13 protein-coding genes are annotated in these 14,106 nt (G+C 43.9%); 10 read left to right on the plus strand and 3 right to left on the minus strand.

Annotated features, from left to right (window positions below; translation table 11 throughout):
* The first annotated feature begins 31 nt into the window (after positions 1 to 31).
* The gene (locus tag ACESPU_RS02030; protein ID WP_057327167.1) at positions 32 to 862 is read left to right on the plus strand and encodes a hypothetical protein; all 831 of its coding nucleotides are present in this window, start codon (positions 32 to 34) and stop codon (positions 860 to 862) included.
* Between the two features lie 137 nt (positions 863 to 999).
* Here ACESPU_RS02030 and ACESPU_RS02035 read toward each other — a convergent pair whose 3' ends face one another.
* Both ACESPU_RS02035 and ACESPU_RS02040 read right to left on the minus strand, forming a co-directional pair.
* Positions 1,000 to 2,187 (minus strand): class I SAM-dependent methyltransferase, encoded by a 1,188-nt coding sequence (locus tag ACESPU_RS02035; RefSeq protein WP_158533016.1) that lies wholly within the window; start codon positions 2,185 to 2,187, stop codon positions 1,000 to 1,002.
* A 6-nt stretch (positions 2,188 to 2,193) separates the two neighbouring features.
* On the minus strand, positions 2,194 to 4,479 hold the full coding sequence (locus ACESPU_RS02040) for a HAMP domain-containing sensor histidine kinase (protein ID WP_057327174.1): 2,286 nt from the start codon (positions 4,477 to 4,479) through the stop codon (positions 2,194 to 2,196).
* Between the two features lie 195 nt (positions 4,480 to 4,674).
* Here ACESPU_RS02040 and ACESPU_RS02045 point away from each other — a divergent pair, with 195 nt between their 5' ends.
* Genes ACESPU_RS02045 through ACESPU_RS02085 form a run of 9 tightly spaced genes read left to right on the plus strand, consistent with a single transcriptional unit; the run spans position 4,675 to position 13,742 of the window.
* Positions 4,675 to 5,868 (plus strand): saccharopine dehydrogenase family protein, encoded by a 1,194-nt coding sequence (locus ACESPU_RS02045; RefSeq protein ID WP_005856184.1) that lies wholly within the window; start codon positions 4,675 to 4,677, stop codon positions 5,866 to 5,868.
* Between the two features lies 1 nt (position 5,869).
* Positions 5,870 to 6,328: a thioredoxin-dependent thiol peroxidase gene (bcp, locus tag ACESPU_RS02050; RefSeq protein ID WP_009017848.1), complete on the plus strand. Its 459-nt coding sequence runs from the start codon at positions 5,870 to 5,872 to the stop codon at positions 6,326 to 6,328.
* Positions 6,329 to 6,337: 9 nt separating this feature from the next.
* On the plus strand, positions 6,338 to 7,390 hold the full coding sequence (recA, locus tag ACESPU_RS02055; protein WP_008771841.1) for a recombinase RecA: 1,053 nt from the start codon (positions 6,338 to 6,340) through the stop codon (positions 7,388 to 7,390).
* Between the two features lie 41 nt (positions 7,391 to 7,431).
* A complete protein-coding gene (locus tag ACESPU_RS02060; protein WP_009017847.1) occupies positions 7,432 to 8,385 on the plus strand; it encodes a GNAT family N-acetyltransferase in 954 nt (317 codons plus the stop codon).
* Positions 8,376 to 9,683 (plus strand): polysaccharide deacetylase family protein, encoded by a 1,308-nt coding sequence (locus tag ACESPU_RS02065; protein ID WP_192922600.1) that lies wholly within the window; start codon positions 8,376 to 8,378, stop codon positions 9,681 to 9,683. Before ACESPU_RS02060 ends, ACESPU_RS02065 begins: the two co-directional genes overlap by 10 nt.
* A gap of 38 nt (positions 9,684 to 9,721) precedes the next feature.
* On the plus strand, positions 9,722 to 10,357 hold the full coding sequence (locus ACESPU_RS02070; protein ID WP_005868139.1) for a PIG-L deacetylase family protein: 636 nt from the start codon (positions 9,722 to 9,724) through the stop codon (positions 10,355 to 10,357).
* A 14-nt stretch (positions 10,358 to 10,371) separates the two neighbouring features.
* Entirely contained in the window at positions 10,372 to 11,607 is a 1,236-nt protein-coding gene (locus tag ACESPU_RS02075) for a glycosyltransferase (protein ID WP_122143719.1), read from the plus strand.
* Between the two features lie 4 nt (positions 11,608 to 11,611).
* Positions 11,612 to 12,745, plus strand: a complete 1,134-nt coding sequence (locus ACESPU_RS02080) for a hypothetical protein (RefSeq protein WP_005868137.1) — start codon at positions 11,612 to 11,614, stop codon at positions 12,743 to 12,745.
* Positions 12,729 to 13,742 (plus strand): class I SAM-dependent methyltransferase, encoded by a 1,014-nt coding sequence (locus ACESPU_RS02085; protein WP_087343858.1) that lies wholly within the window; start codon positions 12,729 to 12,731, stop codon positions 13,740 to 13,742. The genes ACESPU_RS02080 and ACESPU_RS02085 overlap by 17 nt, the downstream gene beginning before the upstream one ends.
* On the opposite strand, the gene ACESPU_RS02090 is transcribed toward ACESPU_RS02085, so the two are convergent.
* Positions 13,686 to 14,096 (minus strand): 2-amino-4-hydroxy-6-hydroxymethyldihydropteridine diphosphokinase, encoded by a 411-nt coding sequence (locus ACESPU_RS02090; protein ID WP_005856158.1) that lies wholly within the window; start codon positions 14,094 to 14,096, stop codon positions 13,686 to 13,688. The two genes, ACESPU_RS02085 and ACESPU_RS02090, sit on opposite strands and share 57 nt — an antisense overlap.
* Positions 14,097 to 14,106 lie beyond the last annotated feature (10 nt).

The raw sequence follows: 14,106 nt of genomic DNA on the forward strand, positions 1-14,106 counted from the left end.
CAAAATATATAATCTAAAAATAAAGAATAACATGAAAAAGAGTTTTGTTAGCCTGCTAACCATAGCAGCGATTACATTTGGAATGGTATCTTGCAACAGCAGTAAAAAACAAGACGCCGCTGAGCAAAAAGTAGAGGAAGAAGCAGCTATCGCAGGAGAAGTATCTAAAGGTCTGCTTACTGCCGAGTTGAAAGACGAGGTTACTCGTTTCTTGAAAGATATGCCGGATTCGGAGTTGCCTTACAAAGTATCTACCGGCGAGGTTACGATCTCTGTCGCTAATACTGATTTTATGTTGCCGGTCAGCAAGGTTTCCGAATTGAACACACAAGCCCAGAAAGCACGTGCTTGCGGTATCTACTTCGCAGACTTGAACGTATTGAAGGCTATGAAAAAGCCGACTACAGATATCGAGAACGTATTGGTTAAATTGACTACGGATCTGGACATTCCATTCGCTATCGACATCATGAAAGAGTCCGCTCCCGCTAACGCCAGCAAAGAGGAGTTAAGCAAATTCATGAAAGACCAAGAAAACAAATTGATCGACGCTATGATGGAAAATGATAAGGCTGACGTTGAGCTTGAGTTGTTAGGGGGCATGGCTGTAGAATATGCCATTGTATACGCAAACCCGGGCTTGGTTGTTAAAGGCGACGCTATTTCCGCCGGTTTGAGCGAGAATATGGAAAAACGTATCGGTATCATCCAGCAGATCACAGCCGACTTAGCTAAATATTATCCTGACTTGGAGCAATTAGGAACTACAATCGCTCCGTTAAGCGGAATGGTAGCAACCATAAATACGGCTCGTGAGTCAAAAGCTAAGATTAAGGAAATGCGTGCGAATCTATTGAAGTAATATAAACCTCATATCATAAAAAGTGTATGGTGATAACATCATACACTTTTTTTATATCCCTTCGGATATCACTGCAACAGGCCTTGCAATAGTACTGCAGCACCTATGCAGTAACACTGCAACGCCCATGCAGTATCCTATATCTTATGAGTTTTGATAAGTACCTTATCCCCATTTTCCAGAGTAGTAGCGAAAAGATAGATAGTTCCTCCATCCACAATTTTAGTTCGCTTACGTAACTCATCCACCGAGAGGGGGAAATTACGGACTGTGATATTCGCTTGGGGAATCTGCCTCGACAAGGTCTTACATTGTTTATTCGTAAAGGGGACCACTTCGTCTACCACAAAAGAACGTCCCGGAAAACTAGGGACAACCTCATCCGACGTATATAAATGACTGCTGACATGCAATTTATTCAATCCAAAACGAGTGGCGACCGCTTTAAACGCACCCGCCTTCAAGATGGAAGCGTTCGGTTCGTATAAATAACGCTTGACTTCTCCACGGATGGAAGCGACAGCTTCCCGTTCTTCCACCAATGAGAACACAAACAATTCCGGCTCTTCCTCCGAAGTGAAATTCACGCAACAGATTTGAGGACTCCCGCCTTTCGATCCTCGCTCCAACACAAACAAAAGCTCCTTACATTCATTTTTCACCGAAAGCACCTGTATGGCTGTCACATCCGGAAGTAAATCCAACGTCATATGAATATCCGCCATCGGAGATAATTTAGCGATCACCTTAGGGGCATGACCAAACAAGACAGGAACCAACTTTGTCAAGTCCGGCTCGCAATCTTGCAGCGCAAAAACCCGCTTATTCCCCTCTCCCCTACGAGCCGGATCGATATAAAACACATCTATTCCATCGATCTTATCTATTAACTCCGTAGAATCGCCATTCAATACCGTTACGTTACCAACGTCTAGCACCTTGAAATTATGGATAGCCGCCTCGCAATAAGCGGGAAAGCGTTCGATATAGGTAACCTGCCGTACTTTCCGGGAGAAGAAATAGCTATCGATCCCCAATCCACCAGTCAAATCACATACATGTGCCTGTGGATCTACCAACCTCTGTTTGTACAAGGCAGTCTGTTCCGAGGAACATTGCTCCGCCGCTATCTTCGCCGGAAAAACCAGTCGATCGTTTTGATACCATGAAGGTAGTTTATCCTTGATCTGCCGCCGAGATTTTAATTGATCCACCACGAAAGGGATATCGATCCCCGGATAACGAGAGGCGGAAAGCAACAGACGATTCAAATCATCCGACGCATGTTCCTTGATAAATCGTGAAAGTTTCTCTATTTGTTCCATGCTTTGTCAACCTATACGTTCTTTAGGCAAAGTTAGCGTAAAACGGCTACCTTTACCATATTCCGACTTCAATTGTATCTCACCGCCGAAACGCTGCGCTATCACTTGGCAAATCGCCAGTCCGAGTCCGGTGCCTTGCGCAAACTCATCCAATTTGCAAAAACGATCAAAGACTTGCTTCTGTTTCTCCTCAGGGATGCCGATACCGGTGTCTTCTACATAGATATGAAGGCAGTCGCCTTTCGTACAGAAATAGTATCCAACTTCTATATAGCCAGAAGTCGTGAACTTGATGGCATTATTGATAAAATTAGACAATACTTGTTTCAGCCGATAAGGATCTACCGCCACAACCACCGGGATCTCGGGGACACGCATGCGTAGCTCTACCCCCTCGGGCATCATCAACTGGAAAGTACAATAGATTTCATTGATCAAGACATTCAAATCATGGCGATCGAAAACAAAACTCATCTTTCCAGATTCCATACGGGAAAGATCTAAAATATCATTGATCAGTTTCAATAGTAAGTCGGAGTTCGTATTAATCAACTTCACGAACTGCTCACGCTCTTCCGGCTCCAAGACCTCTTCCGAGTTCATTAAATTCGAGAAACCGACAATCGCATTCAGCGGCGTACGGATCTCATGGCTCATATTCGCCAAGAAAGCCGACTTCATCCGATCCGACTCCTCGGCTTTTTCCCTCGCAGAGATCAATACCTCCTCCGTATCCTTGATATTTTGGATATTCAAACATAAGCCATTAATTACATACCCATCATTCGCATCCTCTAAGCTTCCGTAACGAAATTCCCACCATTGGTAACCTTTCCCGTTAAAATCGCAACGATATTGAAGGATATGATGAGAGATCGTACCCGTACAAATGAAATCAATTAAGGATCGCAAACTCTGCCTGTCGTCCGGATGAGTCATCTCGTACAGCTCATCCAAAGGAATTTCCCGGGGAGAAATATTCACAGAACTAAAGAACTCATTGTCAAATCGGAAAGTTCCAGACTGTAATTTCCAAGCGAATATATTACCCCCTTCCAACGCTAAAGAAAGATGCTCTTTCTCCTGCTTTAAATTAGCGAGCACCTCTTTCCTTCGTCTTGCTTCCCGCCAATAGAGATAAAACAAATAACCGATCAATGCCAACAATAAGATCACACCCAAGGAAGAGGCGATAAAAACCTCTATCTTATACCGTTCGGAAATAGGCATATTTATGACATGAACATTAGTAGGGACCTCTTCCTTTGAAATACCTAAACGTTGCATCTCTACCCAATCATACAGATACTCTTTGGGACTCTCTACGATCGGAACGGAAGAGATAGGCGTACCGGAAAGAATTTTAGCCGCCAACCTAGCCTGTTCCGCCGCTTGTATGCGGTTCGAGCAAAAATAGCCTCCCAGAACTTCCACGTTTATATTAAAGATTTCCCGCACTGCCGTAAATGAAGGAGTCACGAACATCTTAGACAAGCCTGCGGATGTATAGTCATAACGGATATTGAAAAATACGCAATAAGGATAGGTACCATTAATATTACTCAATAAAAACTCCCCATTGGCTTTACGAAAAGGCATGAAATGGATTATATTTTTCGAAGGACGTATCGCCTTCATTCTCATCTCGGTTCTAAACATCATGGAATCCACCTTAAAGTCCGGATCATTTAATTGGAAAGCCAATTGATTATAATCCAACACATACCGGCTCGTATCGACCGCTTTTATCAACTCCCGGAAAGCCAACTGCCCTAAGGAGGTCTTATCATAATTGATATAAATGCGAGACTTTCCCATTTGCCGATCGATCAAACGAAGGTTCTCCTCATAATCAATCTTATCCCAGCTACCTGTTACATTCGGATATTCTTCCAGCAAATCCCAATTAGGGAAATTGACGCCAGAGAAAACAACCGGAACTTTCTTTACAAAAGGATGGCCGCATTTCATCAACGTATAGGTAGCCTGATCATCATTCACCAATATGATGTCGGGCTTCCAAAGACGGATCGTATCGATAAAGTTATACATCCGTTCCTCTTCCTCCTCAGCCATATAACACTCGCAGTCGAGATAAAACGTACGGATGTCCGCATTCACCCGATTTTTTCCCAGCTCTTTCCGGATATCTGAGTTTAATTCCAGATAGTTCTTATCATCCCACCGAAAAGATTGGATCACAAGCACACGGCTCCGCTTCGCCTCAGGTTTACACCCCAACGCTAATAAAAGCAGAATAAAAACACCCCCGACATTATTTAAGAATCTCATGTCCAAACTTTAAACAGTAAATGTGACAAAAGTACGACTATTTTCATTATTCACATTCATTAGCTGTATCTTTCTTTTCCCTCTTCCGTTCTAAAATGAATAAATATATAGGGATTGTCAAGGAAAAGCCGTATATTTGTCCATTGGTTGAAAACCTTGTAAACTGTATATTAACAAGATTAATTCTATTAGTAAATGGGAAGAGTATTAGTTATTGGTGCAGGGGGCGTAAGTACCGTTGCTGTTAAGAAAATAGCGATGAATGCGGATGTCTTCACGGATATCATGGTAGCTAGCCGTACGAAAAGTAAATGCGACAAGATCGCCGCCGATATCAAGAACGTGAAAGTGCAAACCGCACAGGTAGACGCAGACAACGTGCAAGAGCTTGTTGCCTTGTTTAACGCCTTCAAACCGGATTTGGTGGTAAATCTGGCCTTACCTTATCAAGATTTGCATATCATGGATGCTTGTCTGGAATACGGTGTTAGCTATTTAGATACGGCCAACTACGAACCGCTTGATGAAGCCAAATATCAATACAGCTGGCAATGGGCCTATAAAGATCGTTTCGAGAAAGCCGGTCTTACCGCTATCTTGGGATGTGGTTTCGATCCGGGGGTTACCGGCGTATATACAGCCTATGCGGCAAAGCATCATTTCGACGAGATACACTATCTGGATATCGTAGACTGCAACGCAGGAGATCACCATAAGGCATTCGCTACCAATTTCAATCCGGAAATCAATATCCGTGAGATTACTCAACGTGGCAAATATTTCGAGGATGGGGAATGGAAGGAGACCGATCCGTTAAGCGTACATAAAGCCTTGAATTATCCGAATGTAGGACCGAAAGAATCGTATTTGATGTATCACGAGGAATTGGAAAGTTTGACCAAAAACTTCCCGACCCTCAAACGGGCTCGTTTCTGGATGACTTTCGGACAGGAATACTTGACTCATCTACGTGTCATCCAAAATATCGGTATGGCTCGTATCGACCCGATCCTTTACAACGGGCAGGAAATCGTTCCGATCCAATTCTTAAAAGCCGTACTGCCGAACCCGGGTGATCTGGGAGAGAATTATACTGGCGAGACTTCCATCGGTTGCCGCATCCGTGGTATCAAGGACGGTAAGGAATTAACTTATTACGTATACAACAACTGTAGCCACCATGCCGCTTATCTAGAGACAGGAGCGCAGGGTGTTAGTTATACCACCGGTGTTCCCGCCATGATCGGCGCCAAATTATTTATGCAAGGCATTTGGAAGAAACCGGGTGTATGGAATGTGGAGGAATTCAATCCGGACCCATTCATGAAAGAGCTGAATGAGCAAGGTTTGCCTTGGCATGAATTGTTTAACATTGACTTAGAATTGTAATATGGCAATACAAATAGGCGATAAGGTTCCCGAGTTTTTGGGAACCGATCAAGACGGTAAAGAGGTAAAGATGAGTGACTATAAAGGGAAAAAAGTAGCGCTCTATTTTTATCCGAAAGATAATACGAGCGGTTGCACGGCGGAAGCATGCAGCTTACGTGACGGCTATCAAGCCTTACAAGCGAAAGGCTTCGAGATCATCGGAGTAAGTAAAGATAGCGCCAAATCGCATCAAGGCTTTATACAAAAGCAAAACTTACCTTTCCGTTTAATAGCGGACACAGACACGGCCTTACAAGAACAGTTTGGTGTGTGGGCTGAGAAAAAAATGTACGGACGTTCATACATGGGGACTCTCCGGACCACCTTTATCATTAACGAGGAAGGTATTGTTACCAATATCATCGGGCCGAAAGAGGTGAAGACAAAAGACCATGCAAATCAAATCCTTAATTTATAAGGGACACATATGGCAAAAGAAGAAAATTTGTTCGAAGAAAAAGCGAAAGAAGAAGGTGGTAAACCAGCCGCTAACACGGATAAGCTAAAAGCTTTACGTGCGGCAATGGATAAAATCGAGAAGAACTACGGAAAAGGTTCGATCATGAAACTGGGCGATGAAAGCATCGAGGATATCGAGGTGATACCGACAGGCTCTATCGCTTTAAACGCAGCGCTGGGCGTAGGTGGATATCCGAAAGGACGTATCGTCGAGATCTATGGTCCGGAATCTTCCGGTAAGACAACGATAGCGATCCATGCGATCGCCGAGGCTCAGAAAAAAGGAGGTATCGCCGCATTTATCGATGCGGAGCATGCTTTTGACCGTTTCTATGCTGAAAAGTTAGGCGTTGATGTAGAGAACCTATGGATCTCCCAGCCGGATAACGGTGAGCAGGCCTTGGAAATAGCCGAGCAATTGATCCGTTCATCCGCCGTAGATATCATTGTTATCGACTCCGTAGCCGCATTGACTCCTAAAGCCGAGATTGAGGGCGATATGGGAGACAGCAAGATGGGTCTGCAAGCTCGTCTAATGTCGCAAGCCCTTCGTAAGTTGACGGCCGCGATCAATAAGACGAATACGACCTGTATCTTCATCAACCAATTGCGTGATAAGATCGGTGTAATGTTCGGAAACCCTGAAACGACGACAGGTGGTAACGCATTGAAATTCTATGCTTCTGTCCGTTTGGATATCCGTAGTATTGGAAAGCTGAAAGATGGTGACGAGATCAAGGGAAACCAAGTGCGTGTGAAAGTTATAAAAAACAAGGTGGCTCCTCCATTCCGCAAGGCAGAGTTCGATATCATGTTCGGTCAAGGTATTTCCCGTTCCGGAGAGATCATCGATCTTGGTTCTGAACTGAATATCATCAAGAAGAGCGGTTCATGGTACAGCTACAACGATACCAAATTGGGACAGGGTCGTGATGCGGCAAAACAATGTGTCGAGGACAATCCCGAATTGGCAGACGAATTATCCGAATTAATATTTGAGGCATTAAAAGCCAACAAGTAATTTGCGGGGGCGGGCAAACCCCGCCCCTATACGAAATTGTAATGAGTAATAAAGACAAATATCGTTTACTTTGCAATACTGAAAAAAATATACCGATCTTCTCACATGACTGGTGGTTGGATACGGTTTGCGGAGAAAAAAAATGGGATGTCTTGCTTATAGAACAAAAGGGAAGGATACAGGCAACCCTCCCCCTTTACATCCCCCATTCCGATATTGTCTCAATGCCTTCTTACACCCAAACGATGGGCCCTTGGTTCGCCGCAAGTTCCTCCGACACGAAATATACGACCGAGTTAGGACGACGTCAAGAACTATGCAAACAATTCACGGAAGAACTAAAACGCTATCCGCACTTCCTGCAAAATTTCAATTATGACATTACGGATTGGCTTCCGTTTTATTGGGCGGGATATAACCAAACGACACGTTATACCTATTTATTAAAAAATATCCGGGATCATCAAGCGGTATGGGAGAATATGAGCCCCAATATCCGGCGAAATATTGCGAAAGCGCAGAATAAATACCATATATCCGTAAAAAAAGGGATTCCTTTGAATGAGTTCCTAGCTGTACAAGCCCAAACATTTGATCGCCAGCATGTACGAATCAAGGAAGACACGAATGTACTGAAAGACTTGATCGCCACTTGCCGGCAAAGAGGACAAGGTGATTTATGGGGAGGTTATGACGAGCAAGGCCATTTACATGCGGCCGCTTTCATCGTATGGCAAGATCGATCGGCTTACTATCTCGCAGGAGGAGGAAATCCGGCCTATAGAGGTTCCGGAGCGCAAAGCTACGTCCTGTGGGAATGTCTTCATTTCGTTTCTCAATTTACGACGGTATTTGATTTCGAAGGGTCTATGCTACCCGGAGTAGAACGTTTCTTCCGCGAGTTCGGAGCTATCCAAACCCCATTTTTCACAATATCTAGGGGGAAATTGAGTTTATTAGACAGAGCACGCATTAAACTAAGCAAATGGGTATGAAAAATCGCACTTTACATTATATAATACGTTTTCTTGTAGGAGATGATGTCCCTAGCGAACTGGTGGAAACGATCGGGTACACGGCTGATCCCAATAAATTCGACCGATATAACGTCGTTATCATTCCATCCGGCTTCTTTGATGGACAAACATACGGGACTCCCGCTTCCTTACCGGAACTCCCCTTGCAAGAGGTTCAAGGTATCCCCTTGTTATTCGGCTCGCCGAAAGAGGAATGGATAAGAGATACATGGGTGGTTCATGCCGATATCATCGCAAGTACTTATTTTCTCATTTCCAGATACGAGGAGATGGTACGGCGTGGACTTCGGGATGAGCATGGAAGATTTCCCGGTAAAGAGTCCTTGCCCTACCGGGCCGGTTTCCTGCATCGTCCGATCGTGGATGAATATCGCATGCTGCTTCATCGTTGGCTGCGCCAATCCCGGTTACGTGTACCCGAGGTAAAAAAGCAAATCCGGAAGATCTACCTCACGCACGACGTAGATTCTCCGACTCTATATCGTTCGTGGAAAGGTTTGATACGGTCTATTAGAGATAGAAGAGGTTTATATAAATCCTTTCAAGGTAAATTCGGTTCCCTTGAGAAAGACCCGTTTTATACCTTCCCTTGGTTTTTCCGCCAGAATAGTATCCTTCAGGACTTGATCGGGAAGGAACAATGTCACCTTATCCTATTTATCCGGAACGGGGGGAAAGCCAAGCACGACAAACCTCATTACGATTTGAGGAATAAAGATATTCGTAAATTGATAAAAAGTGCTTTAGAGCATAATGTAACTATTGGTTTGCATAGTAGCTACCAAGCGGGTACGACTCCCAGCCTTATCCGGAAAGAGAAAACCGGTCTGGAAGATCATATCGGTAAAAATGTTCGGTTCAACCGTCATCATTTCTTGGCAATCCGGGAACCGGAAGATATGGACCAAATAGAGGCTGCTGGGGTTACGGACGATTTCACCATGGGGTACGCCGATGTCTCCGGATTCCGGTTAGGGACTTGCTACCCGGTTCGTTGGATCAATCCGATCACCCGCCGGCTATCTCCTCTCCGACTACATCCGCTTATTATAATGGATTGTACCCTAGAGGAGGAGAAATATATGGGACTGGATTTTGACAGGGCTTTAACCTATTGCCGGAATTTAGTGGAACAAGTAAATAATGTAGGAGGTGAATTGGTTTTACTATGGCATAATGACTCCGTACAAGAAGGGTCCGGAAGTTATTTACGTAAATTATACGCCCAGCTATTAAAAGAATTAGCGAAGCAGTGAAAACAATAAAATCCCTGTATTCAAATAAATCAGAAAGAATGATTACTAATTGTAAAAATATTTTAGTCCTCGCCCCTCATACGGATGATGGGGAACTTGGGTTGGGGGGAACTATCTCACGCCTGATAGAAGATGGTAAAAAAGTGACCTATGTGGCTTTCTCCACCGCACAGCAATCGGTTCCCGAGGGTTTTCCGAAAGATATCTTGAAGACAGAGGTCAAGCAAGCGACCCAGACCTTAGGTATAGAACCGGAAAACCTAATCATATACAATTACGAAGTAAGAAAACTGGGATACGCAAGACAAGAGATATTAGAGGAGTTAATACGCCTGAAAAAAGTATCCGATTTTGACCTAGTCTTCATCCCTAGCTTGCACGACATCCACCAAGATCATACGACGATCGCCCAAGAGGGTCTACGGGCGTTCAAAAACACGAATATATTAGGTTATGAGTTAATCTGGAACAACTTGACATTCAATACACAATGTTTTGTAAGGCTGGAAGAGCGCCATATCGACGCAAAGGTAGAATCATTGAAAGCCTATAAATCGCAAGGAGCGAGAGATTATCTATCCAAGGACTTTATCTATTCATTAGCGAGAGCACGGGGTGTCCAAGCGGGATGTACCTATGCGGAAGCGTTTGAAGTCGTTCGTCTATTCTTATAACACTGATTGAATCCATGAATAAACTCCTTATCATATGTGATATGTTCCCACCCGCTTTCGCCCCCAGAATGGGATATCTATGCAAATATTTGACACGCATGGGATGGGAAGTTACCGTAGTGACAGAATACATAGAAGACAATACATTCGAATTCCTTACAGGGTATGCGGACGTGTATTGCGTCCGCTACTACAAAGCATCAGGAAAGATCTCAAAGCATATCGAATGGATGTGGGTCATGTTTCTAGACATCTTGTTTGGTTATAAAGACATGAGAATAATCAACGCATGTATTCCCTTAATAAAGACCAACCAGTACAAAGGAATATTGTGTAGCACATACCGCACCTTTCCTTTAACCGCTGCCAAGACGTTAGCGATCCATACCAACCTCCCTTTCGTCGTGGATTTACGAGATATTATCGAGCAATACGCCTCCAACGAATATATATCGCATAAATTCCATACATTTTCATGGTTAGACGCATTCATCACAAAGCGATTTCGCAAACGGTTACTTAAAAAGCGGAATAACGCTTTGGAGGTAGCGGATTGTGTCACGACTGTATCGCCTTGGCATGTGGAGGTACTCAAACAGTATAATCCCAACGTAAGACTGATTTATAACGGATTCGATCCTGAGTTGTTCTATCCGCAACAAATCAAGACCTCCCGGTTTATCATTACCTATACCGGACGGTTGTTAAGTTTAGCGATCCGAAATCCGGAGTTATTATTTGCAGCCATCGCCCGTCTTACGGAGGACAAGGTCATTATCCCCGAAACTTTTCGAGTTGTATGGTATACCGATCAAGAGTCCCGCTCCATCATCCGCCAAGAGGCCGAACGACATGGGGTGCAATCTTTCATGGATTACCATGAGTATGTACCGGCATCCGATATTCCCCTCATCTTGAACAAAAGCTCGGTGCTGCTTTCCTTGACGAATAAGTTTGACACGTCTGGTCCAAAAGGCTTCATGACAACTAAGTTCTTTGAATCGCTTGCGGTAGAAAAACCCATCTTATGCGTACAAAGTGACGAGGCCTACCTCGCCGAAGCCATTAAGGAGACCCATTCCGGACTGGCCGCAACCCGGGTAGACGAGGTGTACGATTTCTTGAAACATTACTATGAGGAATGGCAGGAAAAAGGATATACGACCTCGCCCGTCAATCGGGATAAGCTATCGAATTATTCCCGGAAAGAACAAGCTAGCCAATTTGCGCGTATATTTGAGGAAATTTAAGCAGATGGATAAATACCTCAACATAGTATCGTTCAATATACCTTATCCCGCCAATTACGGAGGGGTTATTGATGTGTATTATAAACTGGAAGCCTTGCGTGCTTGCGGCGTGAAACTCATATTACATTGTTTCGAATATGAACGTCCGCACGCGCCGGAATTAGAAAGCATTTGCGACAAGGTTTTCTATTATAAACGCCGTACCGGGGTAATCGCTAATTTAACATGGCTCCCTTACAATGTATATAGCCGTAAAGATCATCGCTTGATCGAGAATCTTTTACAAAATGATTACCCGATCTTATTTGAGGGCCTCCACTCCTGCTATTATATGGACGATCCCCGTTTAAGAAACCGGATGAAGATATTCCGGGAGTGCAATATCGAGCACGATTATTATCGCCACTTGGCAAAGTCTGGCAAAGGATTGGTTCGCAATGCCTTTTTCAAGATCGAGGCCATGCGCTTCCAAGCCTATCAGAAAGTAGCACGGTACGCAAATCTGATAATCGCCGTATCCACGACAGACGCAGACTATTTACGAAAACAATTTCCCAATCAAAGGATCGAGTTCGTTCCTTGTTTCCACGAGAATAACCGGATTACGGCCGAACCGGGAAAATCCGATTATATTTTATATCATGGCAAGTTATCCGTTATCGAGAATGAACGAGCCGTGTTATTTCTCACCAAGCATGTTTTCAGCCAATTAAAACATACCTGCATAATAGCGGGCATGAACCCGACCCGTTTGATACGAGAGGCAGCCGCTCCTTACCCACATATAAAAGTAGAAGCAAATCCCAGTAAGGAACGTATGGACGCATTGATCCACAACGCACAAATTCATATGCTAATCACATTTCAAGATACCGGCCTAAAACTAAAGCTTTTGAACAGCTTATTCGCCGGAAGGCATACGATTGTCAATCATCTCATGCTAGCGGGTAGCGGATTAGATCCTTTATGCCATATCGCCGATACGCCGGATGAGATGATACGGGCTTGCGAACAATTAATGGCCCTACCTATAGATAAAGAGGTGATAGATAAACGAAAACAATTATTGTTCCCTGCTTTTTCTAATGAAGATCAGGGGATACGTTTATACAAGATGATATATGATGAAAGAGAATAGAAGTGATTTATTACATACATTAACCGAACGTTTGAAAGCGATCGACTATAATAAATTACCGATCAGCGATTATAATAAGCGATACATCGGCAACTTAAAGCCGGCGTTAAGCTATTTCATGCATATATACGCAGATTGCCTGCAAAGAGGACTTCAAGCGATACAAACCCCTATCTCCGATGTCACGCTAATCGATTATGGAGGAGGAACCGGCTTCCTTAGTATTCTGGCGAAATCCATAGGAATAGGACAAGTTATTTATATTGATCTTAACCCATCTTCCGTGGAGACGATCCAGCTATTGAAACAAATAATAGGAATAGGCCCCGATATCATACTCCATGGAGATTCAGATGTTCTTGCGGACTGGTGCGCAAGGAACAAAGTCTACCCCCAACTTTTAATCGCTACGGACCTGATAGAGCATGTCTATGATTTATCTTTGTTCTTCAAGGATTTAATCCATATAAACGATTCCATGTATCTACTATTCACGACAGCCTCTACACCATTCAACCCGTATGTCCAACAACGGTTACATAAGATGATGGTCGGATGCGAAAGTGGATCTTTGGAATCCCCCAACTATTATACATTACGAGAGCAATTCATAACGAAACTTTGCCCGGCTTTCTCCCCAAAAGAAGTAGAGACATGGGCCCGACAGACTAGAGGCTTGACCTATCCCGATATCCAAAAAGCGATCGAGAAAAAGAGTTTACCAAGCCCGGAAGACCCATACAATACTTGCGATCCGGCTACAGGTAATTGGACCGAACGAATCCTTCCCATACAGACTTATGAGGACTTATTGGCACCCTACCAGTTCAAGCTTAAAGTAGAGAAAGGATTTTATAACGCAGACCGAAGCAACCCAGTTCTTTCCTTGATATGCAAAGGTATCAACGCATTGATCCGCAACAGCGGCTCCTTTGGTTTTCTATTGGCACCATTCATCATTCTCTCCTGCGGCAAGGAGCGAGCAGATGCCATCTAGAACATATTCACGGGTCAAGTCTTCAGCTTTCAAGATCTGGTCGTTCCACTGCAATAAATCAATATCTATCGGCACACGCCCACAGGATTTATCTTCCGGCTTACGTCCGATGCAGCATTCTATATCTTTCAAGACATCCTTTATTCGCGCCGGACTCTCCTCGCTATACAAAACAGCCACTCGATTCAAAAATGTAGTTGATAATGGACAATCGATCGGTTCCGTATAAACTGGCTGGGAAAACTGTATAAAAACAAAATGAGCACGCAGCATCTCCGCCGCGCGCTCCATATTTTTCTCTTTATCCCAATTAGAGCCTAAGCACAATAGAACCCGGTTTCGTTTATTCTCCATCTCCGGCTAA

This window comes from Parabacteroides sp. 20_3 (assembly GCF_964238835.1).
Lineage (GTDB): Bacteria > Bacteroidota > Bacteroidia > Bacteroidales > Tannerellaceae > Parabacteroides > Parabacteroides distasonis.